Genomic DNA, 26,472 nt, shown 5'->3' with positions numbered 1-26,472 from the left:
CGAAAGGGGGGCTACCATGATTCGATTCATAAGAGGTTTCACGAGAAGCTCTATGCAGAGTCCATGCGAGGAACAACGGCGGTTGTTTGCATAGAGCCTAATATCCATTCCCGCCATCATTGACGCGATGAAGTCAGAAGAATCTTCGTAAGACTCTGCTACCTTAAAGATTAACTTTTTAAGGAGTGGAGTACGATGAAATATGTGAATGCGGATGCCGTCCTTCCGAAGGCATTGCTCGAAGAGATACAACGTCATCTTCCCGGCGGATTAATCTATATTCCGAGGCCGAAGGATACCCATAAGAAATGGGGAGAGAATTCAGGCGGTCGACAACTGATTCGGGAGCGGAACAACGAGATTCGCCAGAAGTTTGCTACGGGAGCAACGATCGATGAGCTTGCAGAGCAATATTGTTTATCCATCGAGAGTATTAAGAAAATTGTATATTCTAAAAAGCGAAGCGAAATAGAAATAGAAATGAATTAAGATTGGATGAAAAGGAAGTCACATTCGAGCCATCGGATGTGGCTTTTTACTATGTTCTTTCAATGAGTAGACATGTGGATGTACAGAATGATTAGAAAACGAATATTACATATCTGTCCACCCCCAGCATTCGTACAATAGAGTTCAGAGGGCACGTTTACTTATATAGAACCAGTGGAAGGAACGGTGATTTAGATAAACATGAATATCCAAGTGGAACTGACGAATCCAGACAAGGCGTATATCATCAAAAACATGTATCCGTTATACCTGCATGACCTGTCAGGACATTATGGTCTGCAGGAGGGACATCGGCCGAATATACATGGTATTTACGAAGCGAGTTCTGACTACCGAACATTACACGACCAATATGATGTGCAAAATATATGGTGGGAAAAGCCGGGCTGTCTCTATCCTTTTCTGATCATGGCTGAGGATAGGCCTGCTGGATTTGCAATGGTGGCAACACCGCCTCACTGTGCACCGGGTATTGATTTTTTCATGCACGAATTCTTCCTGTTGCAGCCGTATCGGGGAATGGGTATCGCGGAGAAGGCGGCGGCAACGATCTTCGCTATGTTTAAAGGCAACTGGGAGATATTCACCAATCCAGGGGAGAAAAACAAAACGGGTCAGCATTTCTGGCGCAAGACGGTAGCGAATTATACGCAAGGATTGTATGAGGAGAACGTTGCAATAACCGCAGATGCAGACGAGGATGGACGCAAATTAATCTTTCGTTTCAGCATATAGATAGGGAGGGGGGCTTGCTCCCTAGTTATCTGAAAGGGCTACATCAATGGAAAAGTCCAACAAAACCGAAGCAAGATGGAGCTTCGGTTTTGTTGGACTTTATCAATATGAAACGACATTTTGCCAATATTTCTAAGGGCTTTGAGACATCTACATATTCCCTTAGAAGGGGAATAGGAACTTGAGCACTATGGCCTAGAAGAATGAATGTCCGCCTACTCGGTTCCATGTATGATAATGTGCATAGTAATAGAATCCTGGGATTTTATCCACATTTAATTCTGGACCTACTGGTGTTACTCCACCACCGGCTGTTCTTGCCACTCGTTCAGCTCCTAGCCTAGTTGTGGACCAAACATTTTGAGCAGCAGCTGAAAACATAGGGTTTATCAGTCTAGCTGAAGCTGAAGCTAAATCGATAGCAGGTCCCACATATAACTGGCCGCCCATTATATTTGCTTGATAGTATTCGTGGTTTTTCTGTCTCAACGTCTCTCTTATTTCAATTACTGAAGCCCAAGTTTCATTTGTTACAATTAAGATAGCACCAATTGCAAGCAACCCTGCTATCACCTTTTCGCCAACTATAATTCCAAGCTGAATTGCAAACGATGCTTGGAATTTATCTTGTTCAATAGTGTAAGTTTGATTTGTTTCTAGATCTGTAAAAGTCGCATGAATGTCCCCTAACGAATTGATTTCGTGAATGTTAACATCGTAAGTGCGTTGATTAGCTGAGCTGATTTCTGATTTCTCATTTGTTACCAATGTCATTGATTTAACATTCTTATCTATTGTCATAGTTCCAGTTATATCAGTAGTAACATCATACTCAGATGTTAAGGCGTTTATCTTAGCAAAGGAATTATTAGGAGTTATAGCCGGGATGGTAGCACTTACAACCATCTTTTCTTCGTTATCAATCAGAATAGTTATATCCGATTGGGATTCCGAAGAGAAATTAGATACTCTAGTTTCTTGCGCGTGAGCTTGGAAAGCGAGTGAAAATGTCATAACAAACGCAAGTAAACTTGCAATGATTGATTTATTCAGAGTTTTTTTCATTATTTTTTTAGCCTCCAATAATTTTCATTATTTGTTTTCATCGAAAGACAAGGAACCATTGCCATAGATTGGATCATATCCAGGTTCTCCGAGATCTTTTGACATGAGAAGAAGTTCATTTTTGATATGTTCAATCATGTTCTCGTTTTTTAAAAACTCTTTAGTTGATAGAAGATTAGCAACAAACCCAGTAACATGAGCGGCAGCAAATGACGTGCCATCAAAAACATGGTATTCATTGTCAGTCTTTAGAGTTAGAATATTGACCCCAGGAGCACTAAAATCAATTTTTCCCAACGAGACATAGGGATACGAATTCTCTAAGTGATCAATAGCGGTAACGGAAATCACATTTTCGTAAGCTGCTGGAAATTGAGTGTGCATATTTGGATTGTTACCTGCTGCTGCCACTAAAATTATTCCTTTTTTTGAGGCATCATCAATAGCATTTCTCAAACGAGGGTCGTCCCGTTTAACTCCAAAGCTCATATTAATGATATCGACATCCTTTTTAATTGCCCATTCAATTCCTTTTACAAAGCTGTTTAAATCGCCTTTTCCTTCATCATCTAGAACCTTTATAGAGATAATCTCTACATTGGAGGATATCCCTATAATACCTTTTCCGTTGTCATTTGCTGAAATAATACCTGCTATAGCAGTGCCGTGGCCCAGCTTATCTACTTCCTTACTGTGGGGAGAGATAGCATTATAATGTGATATGTAGACTCCTTCAAGATCTCGATGTTTGCTATCTACACCACTATCCATAATTGCAACTCTTATTCTTTTCTTATTAACATTTTTCGAAAAGTGAGAACTAGACTTTATGTAGGAAACTCCCCAAGGTTCAAATTGTGAACTGAAATCTAGATTTTCAACTTCTTGATTAGTAAGTACAACAAAAGAGTGCTTAGTCTCCTCACTAAGTTTTAAAATAAAGAATATAGATGTTACAATAACAGAAAAAATAAGAAGTAATATCCACTTTCTTTTTATTATAAACTCACCTCGCTTTATTCTAGTTTTTAAAATTAATTCCAAAAGTAATATTATTTAATAAATTTAATTATGTAAATACAGTAAAATTTTATATATTAACATTTATATATTGAATATTTTGTTAAAATTGTAATAGAATCATAATGAGGCTAATGAAGGAAGGATGGAGTACAAGATGAGCTTTGAATACTACATAGCGTCTGATCGTCCGATCCCTGAGGTTAAACTTCGTGGGCAAGAGATTTTGACTGCTGGCGATATGATTAGGATGAATGTTCCGGATGGCTTGATTCCTTGGAAAGAGATGAATGAAAATGCAAAGGTGCTTTATGGAGATCCAGAAGCCTCTAATCGTTTCCATATAGATAGGGCTCCATATGCTTTAAAGATCATGAGTAAGTATACGGATCTGACTCATATTTATAAATTTGATGCTCCTCATATCAGTTTAACAAAGGATTTGTATCAATATATAACCTCACTCGATAAAAAAACGAACTTGGAAATCTGGCATCTATGGTTTGGCTATGATAATGAGGATGAAGTCATACTAAAAAAGAATTTTTCCCTCTCTACGATTACTCTATCTGATTTGGATGTCGTTCTTAATGAAAGCTGGTGTATCACTATAAAAAGTTGATTCTTGAAGCAGGAAAAATAGTTACAAAACTGCAAAGTAAAAAGAGCCGAAGTATACTAATCCCGTGCTTCGGCTTTTTTATCTATGGTGGATCACTTTCATCAATCATTTATTCAAAGGCTTTCGATACAGACTACAAATTCAATCGCCCAAACGTAGCATCTGCTTTTGTAGTCGTATTGCTGGCGGCATTCACGGCATCCAGTTGCAAGACATAATCATAATGTCGGATGTAATATCCCGGTTGGCTGTAGGATTGCAAAGATACTTTGGTGCCGTCTGCCCAGCCGGGGCTGATCAGGAACGTGGCATCGCCTTTATATGCAGTGGTGTTTGTGAAGGCTTCAAGTACAATTTTATTACTCGCATTACGCTTCAGGAAATAACCAGGGTAGTTGATTGCCTCCAGCGAAACACCTGTAGAGCTGGCAAGACCCGGTACAACGCGGAACTGGGCATCCAGAGCGGGGGTGACATTTGCATCAATGCGAGCAACATAGTTGGCGTGACGGATCATGCGATCCGGTACATTGTGTGAAGCGAACTGGCTGTAGCCTGTAGCTTCAGGCGTGGATGGGCCCAGCATTTTGACTTCATGCAGTGTTGGGGTGTACCAGTTGCCCGGATTGTTCCACAATACAGCGTTAACCATATTTATTCGCACATAGCGGGCCGTGAAATGCACCGCATCCGTGGTGAAACCATATGTCAGATTATTGGTGCGATCCAGCGTGGAGTAGTTTACACCATCGTTGCTAATTTCGATTTTGTATTTGTAATATCCCTCGGAACCTTTATACATAAACCACGAAGTATCTATCTCCGTAATGGTCTTTGGTGCTCCAAAATCGACCTGCCACCATGCAGGCCAACTGTTGGAGGAAGCCACCCACGAGGTCTGATAGTTACCGTCATTGACAAGGGAAGGCGACGAGCCAGAAGCCGTCGAGCTAGCGGAGGCTGTCTTGCCTTGGGCATGATTGACGAGAGCAGGTAACGTGATCTGACCTGTTGCCGCATCAATATTCCATGTGGTATACCATTCCAGCGATGCCGTTCCATTGCCGTCATTCAGCGTGAGGGGCAACCAGATATGTTTATGCTCGCCCAGATTCATCGGATTCCAGCGATCCGCCATATAGATATACGAAGTGGTGCTGCTGCCCTGAATCGTGGCAATATCATGGATCTGGGAGCCGAAGGCAGACGGGTTGCCATAAGGCGTTAGTGCAGACCATGGCCCGGTCATTGAAGTAGCTGTAGCGTATGCACCCTGATTCGGATACCAGCCGGCCGCTTGGGAGGTGAAGAGGTAGTAGCGGTTTCCTTTTTTCACAACAGCCGGGGCCTCTCGGTATGCATTCTCGAACAACCATCCTTCGAACGACTGTATCCCTGTATAACTTGCATTCATTTTAAAAATAGCCATCGTATCATTCGCACCGCCGTTTTTACGGGAGGCCGTTACGAGATAACCTGTGCCGTCCGTATCCACAAAAACAGTCATGTCACGAGATTCATAGTCAAGCGGGCGGAAGCTGCCTTCATACGTAAATTTGCCGTTGGGTGTACTGCTTGTGGCTACCGCAACGCGGCCGAGATTATAATCTGTACCGTTCTCATAATGAGCCCAGAGTACATACTGCTTGGTGGAGACATTATAGATCACTTTGGGACGTTCAATCTTGCTGGAGGCGAGTTCCGTCGCGGAGTCTTTGGTCAAGATGGCATTGCTGAAGGTCCAATTTTTCAAATCCGTTGAGGTGTAGACGTTCACGCTGTCAAACTTACCGCCCACCGCGTGTTCACCATACAGATAATACGTTGAGCCTACCTGCAGGATGTTACCGCTGTTGGCATGAATGGGATTACCAGCCGTATCAAGCCAATCGGTACCATTGGTAATTGCTACACTTGCCGCGTTGCTTCGTTCAGGATGTAGACCAAACATCGTTAATGCGAGTGTGAAAACCAGAAGCCAGACCGTCTTACGTTTCCCCATTACGTACACCTCCATATAGATTAGAGAATAATTAAAGCGCTTTCAAATCTATTGTAGTTGATTTACAATATTTAGCAAGTGAACAATTCAGAGATTGCTGAACATAGCAACATCTGATGGAGTATAAGCGGAAAGAGCATGAATTCTGCCCCAATTGTCCGTGATATGAAGCCAAAGATCAGATGAAGTCGTATGTAAATGGTAGTATGTTTGTAGGAAGATGAAGGATAAACACATATAGGTGCTGGAGGTGCTAGATTGCTATGAATGATGCCGTATGCTATGAGATGAAATCGGTAGAAGACTATATAGCGATGATCGAAGAGTTACCGAATGGTCAGGAGGGGTATTATTATCGCGGAGAAAACAGGCGATATGCCACTCAATCCTCGCCTTTACTTCGATCAGGAATAGCGCGATTGCTTCGAGATAACCCGGAATATTATGTGGATGCAGTAAATGATTATGTCCGAGATATGGCAGATCAAGCGGGAGAGTGGGAGCGCGAGCATGTGTTAGCCTGGTGTCACCATGAGGGTCTGCCTACGAACTTGCTCGAACTTACAGCGTCTCCGCTACGCGCTTTGTACTTTGCCTGTTTGAGCCGCACCGATCATAGCGAGGAGCCGAGTCAGGCAGGGTACGTATATGGTTTTGCGAGAGAGAATACAGCCGATGTGACTGAACTAATATTGGAGAATGTGGAAATGAAGTCATCTCGTTATAACTTGATTGAGGATATGGGCGATGACCCGCGATGGATAAGTCTGTTGTCGGATCACGATAAAAAGGGATTTCACAAGCCTGATCTGGCCCAAATGCCTTACCTGATTTATCAGGCACCGTATAAGTATAGAGGCTCAGACGAACCGAATGGCCTATATTTCTATCAGTTGTTTCAGACGGTTCCCTCATCGTGCAGTCCGGAGTTTTCTTTTGAAATCATGCAACAGCAGTACACGCCTGCGCTGATCGTTAAAGTACTCAATCAAACAGAGATTCGAGAGCAGCTTCATCACCGTTTGGGACTGTACAAGTGATTGAGGTATCGCCCGAATATAAGAGCAAGATTGTGATTGTCGTCTCGTGATATAACTGTCCTGAGCCTTTGAGAAGGTCAGATTATTCATTGAAGGGGATGACGTTATGAACGAGACATGCAGAAGACTGGAAGGACAAGTAGCCTTAGTAACAGGTGCGAGCAGAGGTATTGGCCGAAGTATTGCGATCCGCCTGGCACAGGAGGGGGCATACGTTCTTGTGCATTTTGCAACAAGGCAGGCGGAAGCGGAGAGTGTGGTGCGGCACATCATAGACCGTGGTGGACAGGGGCAGGCCATCGGAGCTGATTTAAGTACGCTGGATGGCATTCATGCATTGTTTTCCAAGGTTGATGCTGCTGTTCAGAAGCACGGACAAGAAGGCAAGTTGGATATTTTGATCAATAACGCTGGCATAGGACAGATCCTTAGCCTGGAGGAAACGACGGAAGAATCTTTTGAAGATGTCATGAGAATTAATGTAAAAGCACCTCTATTTGTGACACAGCAGGCCGTCTCTCGGCTTCGGGATGGAGGGTGCATCATCAACATTTCCTCTTTTGTTACACGTGTAGCTTCCCCAGGAGTGTTTGCTTATAGTATGACCAAAGGGGCCATGGATACGTTCACGAAGCTGCTTGCTAAAGAACTGGGGAGCCGCCAGATCAGGGTTAACGCCATACAACCGGGTATCATTAACACCGAGATGAATGCAGGAACACTTGCGAACCCACAGGGACAGGCGTACGCAGCCGGGCTCTCTGTAATGAATCGCTGGGGAGAGCCCGAGGACGTGGCTGATATCACTGCATTTCTTGCCTCGGCGGATAGTCGCTGGATGACAGGACAATGTCTGGATGCCAGTGGTGGCTCTCATTTATAATTTCTGACGATATAGCCATGGATTGAAGGAGGAACGGTTATGGATCGCTTTGTGATCAATGCGAATGCTCTAGTGGTCTTGCAGAAAGAGAACGGAGAGGCGGTTCTGGTCAAAGGCGGGATCACTGCTGATGGTTTCGAAGTCTTATCGACCTACCCCAACGGCTGGCTGACATTTGCCTATCTAAAAGATTATCAGGGTATATGGTGGTTCAATGCACGTACGAACAAGGCCAGTTTGTTCAGTCAAGATACGGAAGCATTCCATGTCGTGCACGAGGATTACAGTTCTGATTCGCAGCATGTCTATCTGGAGGACAAGCCCGTTTCTCCCTCCGATCCAGGCAGTTTTGAGCTGTTGCCAGGGACGCCTTATTTTGCAAAGGATAAACATCAACTATACGTCAAAGACAGCCAGCATTTTCATGTGTTCGATGAAATTGATACAAGTTCAGCCATTGCGCGGCATGATTACTGTACGGATCTGGATCATTTGTTTCACTTGTCGAGCGGCCTTCGTTACGCCAATGAATATAAATATGAGATCGTAGATTGGCTCCGGGAGCATTACCCAGATATACCGGGCTGGTGGCGGACTAACTACGCTCATCATGCAGATGATGCGATGCAGCTTACGGGGGATTGGTATGCCACGGCTACCTCCGTATTCTATCGGACAGAGTCCGGCGGTGGGTACAGGCGAGATGCTAAAGACACCTTCCATTTGGTTCGCAGTGCGGATCGAAGTTCATTTGAACCGCTAGACGAACAGTTTGCGCGTGATCGGAATTGGGTTTATTTTCAGTGCCGTATCATCCGTGAAGCAGATCCGAAGAGCTTCGAGTCACTTGGAGGCCGATTTGGTCGAGACAAGCAGCATGTTTATTATAACGGGTATCGTGTTGAGGGAGCAGATGCACTAACGTTTGAAGTGTTAGGCGGTACGGAGCATCTGGGTTTTTCCAGGGATCAGAATCATGTATATCACGCGCAGTATGCGCGTACGAGTCAGCCTTTCGGTCATCCTGATGATGTACTTCAACGGATCAAGGGAGCGGATGCGGCAACTTTTGAAGTACTCACACCATCTGGTAGTTGGGCTGTAGATGCGAATCAGGTATATCTCTGGGGCATAGTCAATAAAAAGATAGATCGTGCTAGCTTTACTCATTTGCTCGAAGCTGATCCCCAGAGCTGGGCCAAGGATCGAAATAGTCTGTATAATGCGAATGGCAAACGTACCGTAAAAGGCATCGATGGAGCATCTTTTGTCATGTTAAACAGGTATTGGGGCAAGGATGATCAGGCCGTATTCAGTTTTGTGACAGGAGGGGTATACAAAACGGCGGATGCGGAGACCTTTCAGGTGACGAATGATCAAGGTAGCGCGGAGGATAAGCTGTTTCGGTATTCTATCCACGATGGAGCGGTGCGTAAGAAGAAAAAGTAGATCTGAATATTACGGTGTAGGGATTTAAAAATGAGATAAGATCTATAGCCATCCTAGATGGAATGGCATTGGTTATATGTAGATAAAAAACCAGGGACAGACTTTAAAAGTCTTTATCCCTGGTTTTGATTTGATTCATAAGCGAAGAAATGGATTTGTTTCTTCTTTCGTTGTTCGTTGTTTCGTTGCTTCTTCGTTAATTTTTGTGACCTTTACGTACCTTAAGCTGCATACGTTTAATCGTAGTATGTTGCATGACTTCCAGCACGAGCGGTCCTTTACCATTCAGAATTTCCACATCCGTCACGTTATCCAGAATCGTGATAATCCCGATATCGTCCGCGCTTACGCCTTCAATCTTCGCAATCGTTCCTACAAAGTCAACCGCACGAAGTTTCTTCTTCTTACCTCCGTTGAAGTTCAGCTTCATGATCTGCTGGTTCAACTGCTCACGCTTGTCCTTTTTGCGCTCAGGTGCGATCTTGAGGCGTTTCTCGAATGTTTCCCGGTAGCGATCTACCTCATCTTCTGAAGGGGCTTTGACCACAGGAATCTCAAATCCAATGTAGGATTCGATCTCTGCAAGACGTCTGCCATCCTTTGGCGTGACCAAGGTGAAGGCTCTTCCTGTTTTACCTGCACGGCCCGTGCGGCCTGTGCGGTGTACATAGCTTTCTTTTTCAAGCGGGATATCATAATTGATGACATGGGTGATGTTCGTGATGTCAATTCCACGTGCGGCAACGTCAGTGGCGATCAGATAACGGAATTGTCCTCGTCTGAAGGCATTCATCACTTCAATTCGCTCATCTTGCTCCATACCGCCATGGATACGATCTGCCGGATAGTCCAAATCAGCCAACACGCGGAACAGCTTATCGACATTCTCTTGTGTGCGACAAAATACAATGCAGCTGTCCGGGTTTTCTGTAATCAACAAGTCCTGAAGCAGTGCAGTTTTGTTCACTTCCGACGTGCGAATCACGGCATGTTCAATCGTTGCTGTAGTCAGTCCGCTAGCCTTAATCTCGATTTCTACAGGAGTGTTCATGTATTGACGGGACAGCTTCGCCACATCTTCCGGGAACGTTGCGGAGAACAGCATGGTTGTCCGTTCCTGCGGTAACGCCTGAATAATCGCTTGTACCGTCTCAATAAAGCCCATGTTCAGCATCTCATCTGCTTCGTCAATGACCAGATATGCGATGCGATCCAGCGGCAGCGTGCCCCGTTCAATATGATCCAATACTCGGCCTGGTGTGCCCACAGCCACATGGGTCCGTTGTTTCAGCTCGGCTTTTTGAATGTGAAAAGGAGATTGTCCATACAGCGCAGTTGCTTTGATACGTTTAAAGCGACCAATGTTGGTGATATCTTCGTTGACCTGCAAGGCCAGCTCTCGTGTTGGAGTCAGAATCAGAGCCTGCGGTTTATTTTCGTTCCAGTCCACCAGTTCGCAGAGCGGTATACCGTATGCGGCTGTTTTGCCGCTGCCTGTCTGTGATTTCACAACAAGGTCTTGATTCTCAAGAGCAACGGGGATAACACGGGTCTGAACTTCGGTGGGATTCTCGTAACCCAGGCTGTCCAGTGCTTTGACGATCTCTTCCCCCAAGCCATAATCTTTAAAATACTGCTTACTCATCGTTTACCTCTTTTGCTTTTAGTTTTGAAATGCAGTCTGCTCACGTTATTTTGGTCTCGGTAACCATGTGAATGATCTTACTTACCAGCATTGCACCGTACATGTAACATATACCTGCCTATTATACTCTATGTGCACGGGAAGCGCGTGGAAAATAAAGAGACTCACCTTCTGAATATCGGAGCACCCCTATATACCGGTGAAGGTAGTTACGGTCATTGTCCGCACCCGCATTATTCTAACGATCTCAGATGAGCTTATTTGAACGATATAGGGCTTTCTGAAATTGTAACGATCACCAGAAAGCTTATTTTGCTGAAAATACGATAAGAACATCCGATCTCACTTCATTTTGCCCAAATAAGCTCTCCTGAGATCGTTAGAAAATAAAAACGCGTAAAATCGCTTAAATAGCGTTTCTGGAGATCGTTAGATGTGCAACGTTCCACGTGAAACGATTTGTATCATTCCAAAGAGAGCTTCCTCGAAAGTGAACCCATAATAAGAAAAAGACGATACCTCCATCATTACATGGGTGTACCGCCTTGATACATACAGTGTTATTTTGAAATGCTTACATATTTGCCATAAACGTATGCCATCTGTCCATTCAGCTTCACTTTGACCCAGCCATAGGCATGGCCTATGCTAACTACTTCAAGTATCGTACCTTGTGGTACGGAAGTAATCACTTTAGATTTGGAGGATGCACCCGCACGTACATTCAGATGAGTGGCTGTAACCCTCGCTTGTTTGCCTGGAGCTGTGACACTTGGCTTACCATTGTCCGAAGAAACAGGTGGTTTACCTGGTTTCGGAGTACCTGGTTTTGGCGCTCCAGGTGTAGGAACCGAAGTTGGGTTCGGCTTTGCTGGAGATGGGGAACCCCCGCCATTGTCTTTACCTTCTACTGCTTTGCGAGCCTTGTTCAAATTCTGGTAGAAAGCACCTTTCGTTTTTACGCCTTTGAATTGTGCTGCATCTATCCCTGCTTTGGAAGAGAGAGCTTCAATCTCGTCCGAAGTTACAGCATCCAAAATATTAATGGAGGCAATATTGGTGTACTTGCCATCTTCCGTTGTCGGCACAGTCATAACGCCAGCATTAATCAGTTCCACGACATCTGCACGCTCCGGTGCAGTCAGGTCTACACCAGTGATTTTCCAATGTTGCTGAATCTTCGGTTCGTAGACACCTTTCATCACGTCTTTCAGATATGCGATAGACAGATTACGGATCGTGCCTTGAATCTCACCAAAGGCTGAAGCATCCTTGGAGGACCAGAGTTGCTTGAACTTACGTCCTTCAAGCGCCCCGCCTTTGGCAATGAGTGCTTCCATCCGATAAGCATTCATACCGAGCTTGAGCGTATCACCCTCCTGAACGGCTTTTCCATTAGTGTATTTCAAATTCGTGATTCGACTGCCATATGGCTTGGTCAGATCAATCTCATAGGTCACACCGCCGAAGAAATCATCGGTGCTGTACTTGGAAGCACGTCGCTTCGGATCAAAGCTGATGGTTACATCCCCTGGGCGAGTGGAGTTAAAGTATCCCGCAGACCATTCCATGTAATCCTTAAGATCTCGTCCGGTCACTTCATATACCGTCACTTCACCAAAAGTGTACTGGTAGTTAAACGCAATATCTTTTTTCTTGATCGGGCCAACGTCCAGCTTGGCTTTGTCATTATCAATCTGATGGGCAACAACGTCAGCATCACTGTAATGGAGCATGACCTCGGTGAAAAAATCAGACAGCGGCGTTTCCTGAATCTGCACGGCAGGGATGCCTTTGATCTCATCCGCCGGAACCAGATTCATTCCTTTCAGTTCCGCGACCACGATATTAGCATCGGCACGAGCGAACTCGTGGAACGGATGCAGTGTTTTTTCCAGAGAAGGATCGGAAACTTCATAAGTGCCGTCTGCTTTTTTGACAGCGAGTGCCTTGGCTTCCTTGCTCTTCAACACAACCTTGCCGTCCTCTTTGGCAAATGTCAGGTCAATACGTGACATGTGTGTACCATATTTGTTGGGTTCAGAGATCAGCACGCCGTTTACAGTCTGTGATTCAATCAGCTGATGCATATGTCCGGCAAAAATAGCAGCCAGTTCCGGGTTGGCATTGGCGATGTCCGTGACGCCGGTTCCCGGTTTGCCGTTCTCGTTATCCAGTCCCATATGCATGAGACCAACCATCACATCCACTTTGCCTTTCAGCTCAGCAATGGCTTTGCGAGTCTCTTCTACAGGGTCTTTGACAATGACACCATCCAGGTGATCGGTTCCTTTTTCAAATTCAGTAATCATCGGGGTGTTCATACCAATCACGCCTACTTTGATACCATCGCGCTCAATAATGGTATATGCAGGCATGTAACGGTCGCCGTTTTCTTTGAAAATGTTACCGACAAGCGCCTGGCCTTTGAACTGAGAAGAGATTTTCTCCAGCACGTCCAGGCCAAAGTTGAATTCATGATTCCCCATAACCCAGGCATCATAGTTCATCTCGTTCATGGCCACCATCATCGGTGACTGGGGCTGATCATTGAACAGCTCAGCTGAGTTGTCCTGAATCATATCTCCCGCATCGAGCAGGATGGTGTTAGGGTTCTCAGCACGAACCTTTTTTACCATCGTATAGAGCTGTGTCATGCTTCCGGCAGGGTTGGGGCCGTCCAGTGCGTAGTCCCATGGCATAAAGCGACCATGAATATCAGATGTGCCAAGCAAAGTAATCTTAGTCTCTGGATTTGCTTCAGCTGCGTGAGCATATTCCGAAGCGAGCGGCGCGAGCAACAGGGAAGTGCCTAATAGAATGGATAATGACCAACTAGCAAAACGTTTTAAACCATGTGTGCGCATGTGTAATCCCCTTTGTGTTTGAATATTTGTAATGATATGTATCATTCCATACTAGAGAAACATCAACGCAATGTAAACGCTGATGTAACATATATGTCCGATACAGTTGCGTAAAGCAGAGAAAAAAGATAAAGCAATAGGAAGTATACTTTTCAAAGTAAATAGTATGTTTTATATGTGTATAAAACCAAAATTATCCATTATGATGTCCTTGTAAGCGCTTTATAAAATAAACCAAACCAAGGAGGAATATTATGTTGAAGTCCAAATGGTTTAAGACGGTAGGTACGCTTGCTCTGGCAGGTGTGCTGGCCGCGTCAGTCGCGGTGGGCAGTGTCAGTGCCGGATTGGCTAAAGGCAGTAAATTCTTGGGGAATATTATAGCTAACCAGGTACCAAACAATTTCAGTCCGTACTGGAATCAGGTGACGCCGGAGAACTCCACGAAGTGGGGTGCGGTAGAAGGTACGCGTAATGTGATGAATTGGGGCCAGGCAGATATGGCTTACAACTATGCGAAAAACAATAAAATGCCTTTCAAATTCCACACCCTTGTTTGGGGAAATCAGGCACCTAACTGGATGAATGGCCTTTCTGCAACAGATCAGAGAAACGAAGTAATTCAATGGATCAGAGCTGCAGGACAACGCTACTCTCAGTCGGAGTTTGTTGACGTAGTCAATGAGCCGTTGCATGCAAAGCCAGCCTTCCACAATGCGATTGGTGGAGATGGACAGACGGGCTGGGATTGGGTCATCTGGTCATTCCAACAAGCAAGACAAGCCTTCCCGAATTCCAAGTTGCTGATCAATGAATACGGCATTATCGGTGACCCTGCGAAGGCAGATCGATATATCCAAATCATCAACCTTTTGAAAAACAGAGGTCTCGTTGATGGCATCGGTATTCAAGCGCACTACTTCAATATGGACAATGTATCTGTGAACACGATGAACACTGTTCTGAACAAACTGCAAGCAACAGGCCTTCCAGTGTATGTATCTGAGCTGGACATGACTGGCGATGACAATACCCAATTGCAACGTTACCAACAGAAGTTCCCTGTACTGTGGAAGCACCCGGCTGTTAAAGGTGTTACGCTGTGGGGTTACAACGAAAACCAAACTTGGACTAGTGGTTCCCACCTGGTAAGAAGCAATGGCACAGAGCGTCCTGCAATGCAGTGGCTGAAAACCTACATGGCGAACAATCCATAAGCCCAGGTACAGACCTTGGAGTGGGCATTTGTATAAACTTTAGTAAAAGTACAATCACAGGCAGAATGGATTCACTCTACCCGTTTGAAATCAGTTAACATGCATTATCCCCTCAAAAAAGATCCTGTCCTACTACGATGTGGGACAGGATCTTTTAACTTGCATCAGTATCATGCCATGTTTGCGTTTCTTGCCGTTCATACGGTGTTTTAATTCGCTGTAATCACCATACTGTTAAAGGAATCGGCTTCTAACTGCACATGAACCGTGTGTCCTTCGGCGAACGTCAAGTGAAGGTCACGGCGATCCGGGAACGGATTGTTAACAACGATAACGAGGCTGTTATCCGGGTTGCGGAAAGCAACGGCTTTGCCGCTCCATGCTCCAGACAGACCCAGCCGGCGAGCGCCGTTAACGATATGATGAGCAAAATGTTTCATGACATAATACTCTGGATTACGAGTGACGTCCTTACTTGCAGGATCAACAGTGATCATTGAATTCTGCTCCCAGCCCCATGTGCTACGTCCTTTAGGCTCAAGCACCATGTTCCAATAGATATAGGCGTTGACGCCATTACTGAAATAGTGCTGATAGAGGTTATACACGTGCTTGGCGTAGTTCCAAGAGTTGTTCCCATCCCCGCACTCATTCTCGGTCTGCATGTAACGAAGCTCCGGATAACTTGCTACGGTACGTTGAATGGCGTGTTTGCCTGCCCATTGATATCCGACTCCTTTGATATAGGAGTAGGCTTTGGGATCGCTGAGCACCAGTCCGGCATATTCATCGAATCCGGTTGTTTTCTTTTTCATCAGTTCTTCCCACGGATCAGGCGCATTAATCGTACCCAGCCAAATTTCGGTGTCCAGCCCATGTTTGTCAAAAGCCGGCCCTAGATAATCAGCGATAAATTCACGCAGCTGCTCGCCTGTCCACATGCAGGAAGGAAACTTCTGATCTGCGATCACTTCATTCTGCACATGTACCTGATGAATTGTAATGCCCGCTTCACGGTAGGCTTTAACAAACTTCACAAAATACAAAGCGTAGGCTTCGAGAATGTCCTTTTCCCAGCGCAGTGTTCCGTAGTTGTAAGCTTTGGGGAACTTCATCCAGGTTGGCGGACTCCATGGCGATGCGAATAATTGCAAATCTGGGTTATAACTCAAAGCTTCCTTGATATAAGGGATCAGATATTTGAAATCTCGTTCGATAGAAAAATGGTCCATGGCCACATCTCCGTCTACTTCGTTGTGGCTATACCACTGCTCTGCATAATCACTCGCGCCGATCGGCAGGCGACAGATCGTGAACCGATGTTCCCCTTCCGGGTGGAACAGGGAATGCATGACTTCGTGTCGCTGCTCGTCACTTAAATGGGCCAAAGCCAAATAACCAAGCTCATTGAAGCAACCACCGAACCCTTCAACAAGCTGATGCTGTTCACCGGTTAATTTTAAGTTAGCGCTTTCATTGGTGACTGAAAAAGATAACTGGTTCCACGGCTCTGTAGGTGTAGTCGAAAATCCGTTAAACGTAAATGTCATATGATGATCCTCCTCGTAGGCTGGTGAGTAATCCTCTTGATTACGTTTAGTATACCAACTTCCACTGCAAAAGCAGATGTGCTAATCCGTGCAATATTTACCCTAATCCAAGGTGGTTCGTTTGGAAATGAATCATTATGGAGTGGGAGGGAGTGGCTCACTACACCCATAACACTTATGTTGGCCACAATTAAGGGCTCATCATATAGTTAGCGCGATATACCCTATTCCTCAGAATACAGAAAAAATCCCCGCTAACAATGCAGCGGGGATATGGTTATTTGTTTTCAAAGATCAGAATCGTTTTACTCTTGGCGATATATCCAACGGTTGTATGAAGCTTCTCTGAAATAAATCGAATGGGAACATAGGCATTGCCATCCTTCATTAACAGCGGAGCATCATTCATGATGAGTTCATCGTTAATGGTAACCTGCTTGTTGCTTACGCCCCAGCGAATGGTTTGATCCTCTTGGGTAATGACTGCTTCGCGTGTACCGCTGTTCCAGTTCACACGAGCATTTAAATGCTCGGATACAAAGCGAAGAGGCACATACGTCCGGCCTTCATTAATAAAAGGAGCTGCATCAAGTTCGTACGCACGGTCGCCCACATATGCCGTGGCAGATCCTTCGATCAGGCGTTGAAAACGCCCCTGCGGCGTACGCTTCTGCTCTCTGACATTCATCTCGTTCAGTAATTGCATCGTATGACTGCCACTTGTCACATCCAGATAATTGTTATGTACAGTAAGCCCGGCAGTAGCCGTCTCTGTCATCACATTTGATGTGCTTAAGGACATAGAAGTGGAAGCAGAGATGTTGTCTACGCTTTGTACTTCTGAGTTATCGGGTGTGAAGGATAATTCCGAGATTGGTGTTAGATCCCATATCCGGTTATTGGATAACTTCAAGACGTTAAGTTTGGTTAACTCGCGCAACGGCTCCAGATTATAGATCTGATTGGACTCCGCATTCAGCTCCGTTAAGTTTGTTAATGTTGCGATGTCACTCAGTTGCTGGATTTGGTTACCCGAGATATCCAGTTTCCGCAATTCTGTCATGTGGCTCAGGGGTGCCAGGCGAGATATATGGTTACCTGCCACATTCAGCTCATGCATGGTATCTGGCAACTCTGTGAGAGCATCAAGTGCCGAAATATGATTGTTCGCCACATTCAATTGCGTCAACTGAGTCTGTTCCGCAAGTGGTGTAAGATCGGTTATATCATTATTTGAGATTTCGAGCCATTTCAGCGAATGCAGCTCTGTTAGAGCATTTAGGCTTAAAATCTGATTGCCGCTGGCATGCAGTGTATGTAGTCTGGGAAATTCTCGCACAACGTCAATGGAGGATATCGAATTGTTACTGATATATAGACGTCCCAGTTGCTGTAATGCAGCAAGAGGCTGAATGGTTGTAATGTAATTGTTTCGGACGTCAATCTCGCGAAGCTCCGTCAGGTGTTCCAGTGGTGTGAGATCGGTAATTTCATTACCGTACAGACGCAAATGGGTCAAATTCACGGCATGTTCCAGCCCGGAAAGACTTTGAATGCCTGCATTGCTCAGATCCACCACACGAAGCTGCTTCAGATCTTTAGATGTGAGGTGTTCACCTACAGGAATATTTAAAATTAGCTTGAGTCCTTCCTCTAGCGCAGAATCTTTAATGAGGGAATGATCCGAATCCGTGGTGGTGTATGCCATCGCTTGCCCCGCCGTACCTATACTTAGAATACATATCAACAATACAAGTGTGATTCTCTTCATTACATGCCTTCCCTCCAAATCATAACGTCTCTAGCTTATTAACCCATCTTGGGATTATAGGAACAGTAATTTTATAACGTTTATTTATCTATACTTTTATTCTATATGACAAGGGCCATGCCCTGCACTTTTTCAGCATAACTTTGTGTAAATTATAAAAATTTGCATGGTGATCAACATATTTGCATCACACCTGTATTCAACCTCTTGATGAAAAGGGTAAGGATGTACAGAGGTTATATGCGGAGAGGGAGATGTATCGATGAGGAAAGCAATGATCATTAGCAATCCGTCGTCAGGCAAGGAAAAAGCAGAGCATTATGTATCCCAGGTTCGGTCTATTCTGGAAGCCAGTCAATATGCAGTAGTGGTGAACGAAACAGCCGGGGAAGGCGATGCTACCCATTACGGTCTACATGCCTGCAAAGATGGATGTGATCTGGTCATCTCGATCGGGGGAGATGGCACATTACATGAGACGATTAATGGTATGCTGGACCAGGAACATCGTCCTCTTTTAGGTATCGTTCCACTGGGAACGGTGAATGATTTTGCAAGGGCGTTACATATCTCTCTTGACCCGGAGGAAGCGATCGAGCAGTTACGTTCGGAACAGACCCGGTTGGTCGATCTCGGCATGGTGAATGGGCGACTGTTTGCCAATGTGGTGGCTGCCGGCTCCTTGGCGGAGGCGTTATTCTCTGTTTCGTCCGAGGAAAAATCAAAGCTGGGATCATTCGCTTATCTGAAAGAAGGATTGAAGGATCTGGTAAACACACCGGCAAACGTTCTGAAGATCGAATATGACGGGCAATTCTGGGAAGGAGAGTCACCGCTTTTTGTGGCGGCCCTTACTAACTCGGTCGGAGGATTCGAAAAATTGTCACCGGATGCAGAGGTAGACGACGGACTGATTCACTGCTTTGTGATTCAAAATATCGGTGTATTCAACAGCGTGACCTTAGGCACTTCTTTGTTCTTCGGCAATCTGAAGGACCATAAGGACGTGCACTATTTTACAGCCAAAGAAGTTCATGTTCGCTCGGACGAAACCATTCGTACGAATGTGGATGGAGAGGAAGGCCCTGCTTTACCGGTTGATATCCGTGTATTGCCTGGTTATATGAAGGTGATCGTGCCGGAAAAAGATTAACGATTACTGCCCAAGGCTGGGCGGTATTGCTTATAACAAATCATTTCTCCATATAAATGTGGGGAAAGTCTATTGAAACCGATTGCAGATATATGTCACAATCATAGACGGAAGACAGGCATGGACATGCATATATGGATATGTATCAGGGTCTCATGCACACAAACTATTTTTGAATATGGAGGGGAAACATCTTGAGAACCATTAAACTGGGCAGCAGTGCACTCGATGTGCCTGTAGTTGCTGTAGGCTGTATGCGAATCAATTCATTAGACAGTAAGGACGCGGAGCATTTTGTACGTTCTGCTATGGAAATAGGCGCGAATTTCTTCGATCACGCTGATATTTACGGCACAGGAACATGTGAGGAGATTTTCGCCGATGCTGTGCAGATGAATCCCCAGGTTCGTGAAAATTTGATTCTTCAATCCAAATGCGGCATTCGCAAGGGTATGTTTGATTTCTCCAAAGAGCATATCCTGAATTCGGTGGATGGCATTCTGCAACGTCTAAGAACAGAATATCTGGATGTGTTGCTCTTGCACCGCCCGGATGCACTTGTTGAACCGGAGGAAGTAGCTGAAGCATTCGATCAATTGGAGCGTGAGGGAAAAGTGCGCCACTTCGGCGTATCCAACCAGAATCCGAACCAGATCGCATTGCTCAAAAAATATGTCAAACAACCTCTGGTAGCCAACCAGCTGCAGATGAGTATTACCAACACGACGATGATCGATAGCGGCATCAACGTGAATATGGAGAATGACGCTGCGGTGAACAGAGATGGCAGCATTCTGGATTACTGCCGTCTGCATGATATTACCATTCAACCGTGGTCTCCGTTCCAATACGGATTCTTCGAGGGTGTCTTCCTTGGCAATGAGAAATTCCCGGAATTGAATGCAAAGATCGATGAGATCGCTGCGAAGTATGACGTGAGCAATACGACCATTGCGATTGCGTGGTTGCTTCGTCACCCTGCCAAGATGCAACCTGTGACAGGCACAATGAATATTGGACGTCTGCAAGATTGTGTGAAAGCAGGTGAGGTTCACCTCACTCGTCCAGAGTGGTATGAAATCTATCGTGCTGCAGGGAATGTACTGCCTTAGGTCACATTAGATTGAGTATGGAATAACACCGTGAAATACGCTGAATGCGTAATGATATTTGGACAAATGACACGAGCCTGTCTGGCTCGTGTTTTTTTGTGCAGTTGGGTCTTGGAAGAACAGACCATTTCGATATAAAATATAGATACATATTTTATCGCTCTAAAAGGATTAAAATGTAATTAATACAAATTAGTTGAAATTATTTCATTGTAATGCAAGTATATATTACATATAATTACTTTTGCATGTACCTGTAATCTCGCTTTTTGTGTTTTTATTTTGGAGGGTGGTGTTCCCTTGAAGCCGACAACAACCACGATACGCGATCATTTAGCAAGCTATCTGAAGCGTGAACAGATGTCGATCAGTTTATTTTCAGAGCTGTCCGGAATTAATTCTGGCACACTCAGCAACATTTTGAATAAGAATCGACCTATCTCCATGCAGCAGCTGGACCGTATTACGGTAGCTATGAAGCTTGCAGCGGGCCATTTCTATGAGTTGTATATTGATGAGTGCTTTGTGCACGCAACGCCGGATTGGCGGAGGTTAGGCCCTTTTCTGCATCGATGTGCTGAACTGGATAAGCTGGACTGTATCGAAGAGGTCGTTCGTCTGATGATGGATAATCTTTCGTATATCCCGATGTTATTTGATGTGGCGGAGGAGTTCTATCATGCTGGTAAATGGAAACCGGCAACTCTCTTATATGAAACAATCGCTGAAAGTGAGAAGATGCAACATTCCGAGCGGCTTGCGCTCTGTCAGTATCGTCTGTTCAAGCTCGGACTGTCGAATGATCAGCAGCGGAATGTTATTATTGCGGCTCAATTTGAATATTATGTGGATCGACTGGATGAACGCTATCAACTGGATGCATTAAATGAATTGATTAATGCGTTCGCCTCACTTCATCGGTGGAGTAAGGTGCAGGAGTTATCAGAGAAACTGCGGGTGAAGGCAACCATTCACTATGAATTGAATGGGAGAAAGAAAGCGGAAGAAACGAAACGACCTATCATTTTTTATGTTATGTATGCTTATTTGGCATCGGGAAGTGCGTATTTCCATTTAGACAACTATGAGATGGCCCTCAAATATGTTTCGTTATACACCGATTCCTCTTGGGTCAAAGGTCCGGATCATGAAGAAATGGTTGTTATTCAACAATTTCAGGAATGGGCTGAAGGGAATCGTTATATATATCAATTAATGGCTGGACAGTTCGAAATTCTTCCTCAGTATCTGGCCTACATTTCAACAAAAGAGAACGAGATCTTTCCTGCGCTATGTGATATTGTTACTGCGGCGAATCGATACGATATGGATATCGATGATGTGTTAGAAGAGTATGCACCGCATTTTACTTATCAGGAGCAACGGAACCGAATTGGAAAAGTCAGCAAGCAGGTTACGGATGATCGTTACGTCCGATTATTGGCTGGATTGGGCAAGTATTATCTGAAGAGGGATCACTTTGCACAAGGTTTAAATTTTGTTCTGGATAGCTTAAGATTTGCTATTGAAATTAGTGATGGACGAGGTATGCTTAGAAGTGTCGGACTATTCGAACAATACAGGGATTACGCGTCCGATACTGCTATACAGCAATACAAAATCTTGATTGGTGAGGTGCAAAAAATCAATGAAGAAAAAACTGGCTTTGCTGATAGTTACTTGTAGTATCGCGGTGAACATCCTGCCGACCGTTACCGGGCCATCTCCAGTCAAGGAAGATACCCCTCCTCCAATCTACCGAACGAATGATCACGGTTTAGGGACATAAGCCTGAGCCACAGAACGCTTCTGAATAACTCAGAGGCGTTCTTTTTTGTATGTATAAACGGTTCAGTAACGCATAGAAGAGCATATCTGTCATACCCTCATTAAACTACCGATTGGCATAATAAGCTAAAATATGACAAAAGGAGGGGGTGCTATGGATCGTATGGAATTAAAATCACAGATCGAAGACGCGAGACAACAGCTACATCAGATACAACTGCAATATGGCAGTCTGCTTCATCCTGAAGTGATCAGACAATCCGTAGTCCTTGACGCTCTCCTGAACCAATATAACCGAATCCGTGTGGAGAAGTTGATCAATTAACAAGGGTCTATTTACATTTATGTTCTTGTATACTATAGTTAGTTACATGAGTAACTAACCGACTAACTAATTAAGAAAAGAAAAAATTGACCCCCATATAAGACACACGCAAATCATTATTATGTATGAAAGTTGGAAACAGATGAAATCGACCTTGGATGAATCCCAGCCTATTTTTCATCAGATCGCCATGATGATCATGGATGATATTGTGGAAGGCAGATTGAGAGTGGAGGAGCAGGTTCCCTCGACGAATGAACTTTCACGCTTTTACAATATTAATCCGGCTACGGCGCGAAAGGGGCTACAGGAGTTGGTAGACAAAGGCATCATATACAAACAGCGAGGTGTGGGAATGTTTGTTGCCAAAGGAGCCAGGGAAGCCTTGCTTGTTGAACGAAAGCGACATTTTTACGAAGAATACATCAAACCTTTACTTGAAGAAGCCAGACGTATTCGGATGGATGAGGACATGATTATTGATCTGATTCGCGGTAAGAAGGATAAGGAGAGTGAAATATGATTCATGTGGAGCAGGTATGTTACAGCTATCAAAAGAGTAAGCCCTCTATTCTGAACAGTGTCACCCTGCATGAGAATGAACCTGTAATTGGTGCAATTTGGGGAAGGAACGGTGCTGGTAAAACGACGCTAATGAGTCTGCTCGCCGGACACAACCGCCCTGACAGTGGCACCATTCAAATTATGGGTCAGGACCCGTACAATAATCTGTCTGCTCAAGGGCATCTATGTTATATCCAGGAGAATCATCCGCTCGGTAAAAACTGGACAATGAATGATCTGGTCAGCATCGGATCACATTTCCATTCACAATGGGATCAACAACTTGCCAAGCGGCTCATCGATGTTTTTGAACTGCCGTCCAAACAGAAAATGAGTAAATTTTCGAAGGGCATGAAGACAGCCGCTCAAATAATTCTGGGGCTGTGCAGTAACGCCAGTGTGACGATTATGGATGAGCCTACGAATGGACTCGATGCCGAGAAACGAAAACTTTTCTATGAAGCATTATTGGAAACGTATGAAGATAACCCTCGTCTGGTTCTGATATCAACACATCATATCGAAGAGGTACAGCCTTTGTGTGAAACCCTGATTGTGGTACATCAAGGTAAAGTGTTATATCATCACCCCATGGAGGAGATGCGCGAACGTGGAGTTCTTCTAACAGGGTTAATTCAAGATGTGGAGATAGCCTCTGCAGGTGCTAATATTATTGATTCTGCTCGTATGGGTACAACCGGCAAAGTGATGATTGATGATATGTATTCGAAGGAATGGGTAGCCAAGGCTCAACATCATGGGCTTTCCATTGAAAAAGCAACGCTCCAGGATTATCTGGTGAATGTAACGCGGAAGGAGGAGGTGAGAGCATGAATGCAGTAAAAGGAACGAATCGGCTAATTTTAGATGACATGCGTTTATATATGCTGATCTTTACATCCATTGCGCTTGGGTTGACAGCAGTCTATGTCGCGATTGGTTTTCTGTTTCATGTCAGTTATGCCTCACAATTATTTGGGCCGATGTATGGAGGGATCTGTACTTTTGCCATTGCGGGTCTAATCACACTCTACCCGGTGGCCATTGGTATGGGCAGTACACGGATTCAATTCATGAAATCTTTCTATATGATGGGAGCCTGTATGGTTGTGGGCACGATGATCATTCTGCATGTGATCTATGGGGTTGTTCATCTGCTGAATGTCGGGGGATGGCTACAGGTCACGTTGTATCAACCGGGAATGCTCTATTCTTCGAGTTATCTTGTGTTCCCATACCTGTGGATTGACATGATGCTGGGGCTCTTGGTACTCGGTCTATCTGTTTTCTTGACGGTTTGCTGTATTCGGCTGGGCCTGCGTAATTTCCTGATTCTGTTGTTTGGCTTTGGTCTGGTGCTGTCGCTGGTGGTTGCATTTGGAGATATGAGACAATTCACGCTCTGGATTGCCTATCAAAATCGAATGCTCGTATTTACGGTGCTGGGTGTAATCGGTGGCGCGCTGCTTCTGTCCACCTATCCCATGATGAAGCATGCTCCGTTGGTACGCAAAGGCAGCAAAGACTAACTGTGATGAATTACAGAGTTTAAGCCGTTAGGGGAACGCAAATGAGGATGTTCAGTAATAATCACACCAGTAATTAGACACGAGGGATAAGAAAAACACGAGGACGTATGCTCGCCTCGTGTTTTTCTTTGTCGTCTCTTATGGGTTGTACTTTAATCTAAGCGTGAGCTTGCGGTTTGAATCCTTCCTCTTCAAGATACTCGCCAGCCTCGCCGCGTGATTCAAAAGCCATCTCCAGCTCCGAATCAGCATATACACACCACATATCATTGTCATATTTTAAAGTAAGTGTGTGTCCCTCTTCATTGATCCAGATACCACCGCTTGATGACAGGATAACCGGGGCAGATTCTTTAGGGGGGGGTACGTTCTCAGTCACTTCAACTGCGTCTGGATTATGAGACATCGCTTCGAGTGTTGCATCCAGCAATGTACGCAGATCTGCTTCGGAGTAATCACGGACATTGACGAACCCTTTTGCATCCGTCTCGTAGTTTGGCAATAACCCTGCATAGATATAACCGTTACCGTTCGGGTGAATATGGAGTGCTACAATTTTTTTCTCGTAGGCACTGTCCTCGTAGTGGAAGTTCACACGACCCAGAGAAACATTTTTGCGCTGCAGCTGTGGGTACGACTCCAGAATTTCAAGCTTTTGTTCAACGTTAAGCATATGTGCCTCCTGTTACTGTTAGGTAGTGGGATTATACCACAGGTGAAGGCTGGAAACATCCTATCTTCTGTCCGTGCAAGACGGCGTGGTATGAACACACCTCATCAGTATAATCCTTATGCTCCTGTTAAAATACGTTGCCCAAGTGCTTTCAGGTTCTCCATAACTTGCAGATAAGGATAAGGCCCGTAGCTGATTCGTGCTACCCCTAGTGTTGCCAAATGTCTGAGTGAAGGTTCGTTGGAGGTTACCATCACGTTGACGGGGATTGGCGAACGGTCACATAGTTCCTGAATCCAATGCTGATCCTGTAAACCTGGAATGAATATACCGTTTGCCCCTGCTTCCGCATATGCCTCGGACCGTGCAATTGCTTCGTTAACTAACACTTCATTATGTTTCTCAGGAACTTGTTGTAGAAATAGATCGGTGCGTGCATTGATAAAAAGGGGAATGCCTGCCTCACTTGCAGCTTCGCGAGCAACGGATAATCTCAGACATTGTTCTGTGACACTGTATAAGCCTTCACCATGTGGTAACTGGTCCTCGATATTAATGCCAACTGCCCCATGTTCAATAATTTGCAACACGTTTTGCTTCACTTCTGACACGGACCTGCCATACCCTCCCTCTATATCGATGGTTACAGGCAGATCTACGCTCTTTGTAATACGTGAAAGATTAGCAAGCACCAATTGGAACGGAAGGGCTTCACCATCCTGTTCCCCATGAGCAGCGGCAACAGACCAGCTTCCTGTAGCAATAGCTTTGGCACCTGTAGATTGAATGGTCTGCGCGCTCCCAGCATCCCACACGTTCACCAGTAAGAGTGGTTGTCCCTTCACATGATATTGATGAAATTGTTCAGCTTTTTCTTTCTGTGTGCAATGGTTGTTTTTCATTTTGGCTCACTTCCTTTATAGAAATAGATAAGGTGCTGTTACTGAAAATT

23 protein-coding genes are annotated in these 26,472 nt (G+C 44.8%); 14 read left to right on the top strand and 9 right to left on the bottom strand.

Annotated features, from left to right (window positions below; translation table 11 throughout):
- Positions 1 to 195 precede the first annotated feature (195 nt).
- Together H7T88_RS05585 and H7T88_RS05580 are read left to right on the top strand one after the other, a co-directional pair.
- Complete coding sequence (locus H7T88_RS05585; RefSeq protein ID WP_221787551.1) at positions 196 to 489, top strand: CD3324 family protein; 294 nt, start codon at positions 196 to 198, stop codon at positions 487 to 489.
- A 201-nt stretch (positions 490 to 690) separates the two neighbouring features.
- Positions 691 to 1,245, top strand: a complete 555-nt coding sequence (locus H7T88_RS05580) for a GNAT family N-acetyltransferase (protein WP_221787548.1) — start codon at positions 691 to 693, stop codon at positions 1,243 to 1,245.
- A 195-nt stretch (positions 1,246 to 1,440) separates the two neighbouring features.
- Here the strand turns inward: H7T88_RS05580 and H7T88_RS05575 are convergent, their stop codons facing one another.
- Both H7T88_RS05575 and H7T88_RS05570 read right to left on the bottom strand, forming a co-directional pair.
- Positions 1,441 to 2,310: a hypothetical protein gene (locus tag H7T88_RS05575; protein WP_154889858.1), complete on the bottom strand. Its 870-nt coding sequence runs from the start codon at positions 2,308 to 2,310 to the stop codon at positions 1,441 to 1,443.
- A gap of 27 nt (positions 2,311 to 2,337) precedes the next feature.
- On the bottom strand, positions 2,338 to 3,354 hold the full coding sequence (locus H7T88_RS05570) for a S8 family peptidase (protein ID WP_260510732.1): 1,017 nt from the start codon (positions 3,352 to 3,354) through the stop codon (positions 2,338 to 2,340).
- 133 nt (positions 3,355 to 3,487) lie between these two features.
- Here H7T88_RS05570 and H7T88_RS05565 point away from each other — a divergent pair, with 133 nt between their 5' ends.
- Positions 3,488 to 3,952, top strand: coding sequence for a hypothetical protein (locus H7T88_RS05565; RefSeq protein WP_154889859.1), 465 nt, complete (start codon positions 3,488 to 3,490; stop codon positions 3,950 to 3,952).
- 133 nt (positions 3,953 to 4,085) lie between these two features.
- On the opposite strand, the gene H7T88_RS05560 is transcribed toward H7T88_RS05565, so the two are convergent.
- Positions 4,086 to 5,954, bottom strand: coding sequence for an AbfB domain-containing protein (locus H7T88_RS05560; RefSeq protein ID WP_221787547.1), 1,869 nt, complete (start codon positions 5,952 to 5,954; stop codon positions 4,086 to 4,088).
- 263 nt (positions 5,955 to 6,217) lie between these two features.
- On the opposite strand from H7T88_RS05560, the gene H7T88_RS05555 reads away from it, so the two are divergent.
- The 3 genes from H7T88_RS05555 to H7T88_RS05545 all read left to right on the top strand — a co-directional run bounded on the left by H7T88_RS05555 (position 6,218) and on the right by H7T88_RS05545 (position 9,326).
- Positions 6,218 to 6,994 carry an FRG domain-containing protein gene (locus tag H7T88_RS05555; RefSeq protein WP_221787546.1) on the top strand — a complete coding sequence of 259 codons (777 nt, stop codon included), beginning with the start codon at positions 6,218 to 6,220 and terminating at the stop codon, positions 6,992 to 6,994.
- A 106-nt stretch (positions 6,995 to 7,100) separates the two neighbouring features.
- Positions 7,101 to 7,877 (top strand): SDR family NAD(P)-dependent oxidoreductase, encoded by a 777-nt coding sequence (locus H7T88_RS05550; RefSeq protein WP_221787541.1) that lies wholly within the window; start codon positions 7,101 to 7,103, stop codon positions 7,875 to 7,877.
- A gap of 39 nt (positions 7,878 to 7,916) precedes the next feature.
- Entirely contained in the window at positions 7,917 to 9,326 is a 1,410-nt protein-coding gene (locus H7T88_RS05545; protein WP_221787539.1) for a DKNYY domain-containing protein, read from the top strand.
- Positions 9,327 to 9,522: 196 nt separating this feature from the next.
- Here H7T88_RS05545 and H7T88_RS05540 read toward each other — a convergent pair whose 3' ends face one another.
- Both H7T88_RS05540 and H7T88_RS05535 read right to left on the bottom strand, forming a co-directional pair.
- Positions 9,523 to 10,971, bottom strand: coding sequence for a DEAD/DEAH box helicase (locus H7T88_RS05540; RefSeq protein WP_221787537.1), 1,449 nt, complete (start codon positions 10,969 to 10,971; stop codon positions 9,523 to 9,525).
- A 560-nt stretch (positions 10,972 to 11,531) separates the two neighbouring features.
- Positions 11,532 to 13,838, bottom strand: coding sequence for a 5'-nucleotidase C-terminal domain-containing protein (locus H7T88_RS05535; protein WP_221787535.1), 2,307 nt, complete (start codon positions 13,836 to 13,838; stop codon positions 11,532 to 11,534).
- 254 nt (positions 13,839 to 14,092) lie between these two features.
- Between H7T88_RS05535 and H7T88_RS05530 the strand changes: the two genes are divergently transcribed.
- The gene (locus H7T88_RS05530; RefSeq protein ID WP_154889866.1) at positions 14,093 to 15,055 is read left to right on the top strand and encodes an endo-1,4-beta-xylanase; all 963 of its coding nucleotides are present in this window, start codon (positions 14,093 to 14,095) and stop codon (positions 15,053 to 15,055) included.
- A 209-nt stretch (positions 15,056 to 15,264) separates the two neighbouring features.
- Here H7T88_RS05530 and H7T88_RS05525 read toward each other — a convergent pair whose 3' ends face one another.
- On the bottom strand, positions 15,265 to 16,605 hold the full coding sequence (locus tag H7T88_RS05525; RefSeq protein WP_221787533.1) for a glycoside hydrolase family 30 protein: 1,341 nt from the start codon (positions 16,603 to 16,605) through the stop codon (positions 15,265 to 15,267).
- Between the two features lie 277 nt (positions 16,606 to 16,882).
- On the bottom strand, positions 16,883 to 18,376 hold the full coding sequence (locus H7T88_RS05520) for a leucine-rich repeat domain-containing protein (protein ID WP_221787532.1): 1,494 nt from the start codon (positions 18,374 to 18,376) through the stop codon (positions 16,883 to 16,885).
- Between the two features lie 262 nt (positions 18,377 to 18,638).
- On the opposite strand from H7T88_RS05520, the gene H7T88_RS05515 reads away from it, so the two are divergent.
- The 7 genes from H7T88_RS05515 to H7T88_RS05485 all read left to right on the top strand — a co-directional run bounded on the left by H7T88_RS05515 (position 18,639) and on the right by H7T88_RS05485 (position 24,847).
- Entirely contained in the window at positions 18,639 to 19,529 is an 891-nt protein-coding gene (locus H7T88_RS05515; protein ID WP_221787527.1) for a diacylglycerol/lipid kinase family protein, read from the top strand.
- A 194-nt stretch (positions 19,530 to 19,723) separates the two neighbouring features.
- Positions 19,724 to 20,641 carry an aldo/keto reductase gene (locus H7T88_RS05510; protein WP_090921150.1) on the top strand — a complete coding sequence of 306 codons (918 nt, stop codon included), beginning with the start codon at positions 19,724 to 19,726 and terminating at the stop codon, positions 20,639 to 20,641.
- A 300-nt stretch (positions 20,642 to 20,941) separates the two neighbouring features.
- Positions 20,942 to 22,327, top strand: a complete 1,386-nt coding sequence (locus tag H7T88_RS05505; RefSeq protein ID WP_312027583.1) for a helix-turn-helix domain-containing protein — start codon at positions 20,942 to 20,944, stop codon at positions 22,325 to 22,327.
- 256 nt (positions 22,328 to 22,583) lie between these two features.
- Positions 22,584 to 22,754 (top strand): aspartyl-phosphate phosphatase Spo0E family protein, encoded by a 171-nt coding sequence (locus H7T88_RS05500; RefSeq protein ID WP_090921152.1) that lies wholly within the window; start codon positions 22,584 to 22,586, stop codon positions 22,752 to 22,754.
- A gap of 142 nt (positions 22,755 to 22,896) precedes the next feature.
- On the top strand, positions 22,897 to 23,277 hold the full coding sequence (locus tag H7T88_RS05495; RefSeq protein ID WP_221787682.1) for a GntR family transcriptional regulator: 381 nt from the start codon (positions 22,897 to 22,899) through the stop codon (positions 23,275 to 23,277).
- Positions 23,274 to 24,152, top strand: a complete 879-nt coding sequence (locus H7T88_RS05490; RefSeq protein WP_221787526.1) for an ATP-binding cassette domain-containing protein — start codon at positions 23,274 to 23,276, stop codon at positions 24,150 to 24,152. Before H7T88_RS05495 ends, H7T88_RS05490 begins: the two co-directional genes overlap by 4 nt.
- A complete protein-coding gene (locus tag H7T88_RS05485) occupies positions 24,149 to 24,847 on the top strand; it encodes a hypothetical protein (protein WP_221787525.1) in 699 nt (232 codons plus the stop codon). The genes H7T88_RS05490 and H7T88_RS05485 overlap by 4 nt, the downstream gene beginning before the upstream one ends.
- A 157-nt stretch (positions 24,848 to 25,004) precedes the next feature.
- Here the strand turns inward: H7T88_RS05485 and H7T88_RS05480 are convergent, their stop codons facing one another.
- Together H7T88_RS05480 and H7T88_RS05475 are read right to left on the bottom strand one after the other, a co-directional pair.
- A complete protein-coding gene (locus H7T88_RS05480) occupies positions 25,005 to 25,520 on the bottom strand; it encodes a hypothetical protein (protein ID WP_221787524.1) in 516 nt (171 codons plus the stop codon).
- 116 nt (positions 25,521 to 25,636) lie between these two features.
- Complete coding sequence (locus tag H7T88_RS05475; RefSeq protein ID WP_221787523.1) at positions 25,637 to 26,422, bottom strand: isocitrate lyase/PEP mutase family protein; 786 nt, start codon at positions 26,420 to 26,422, stop codon at positions 25,637 to 25,639.
- Positions 26,423 to 26,472 lie beyond the last annotated feature (50 nt).

The organism is Paenibacillus cucumis (ex Kampfer et al. 2016) (assembly GCF_019748695.1).
In the GTDB taxonomy this organism is placed as follows: domain Bacteria; phylum Bacillota; class Bacilli; order Paenibacillales; family Paenibacillaceae; genus Paenibacillus; species Paenibacillus polysaccharolyticus.
This window is presented reverse-complemented; position numbering and strand designations above follow the sequence as displayed.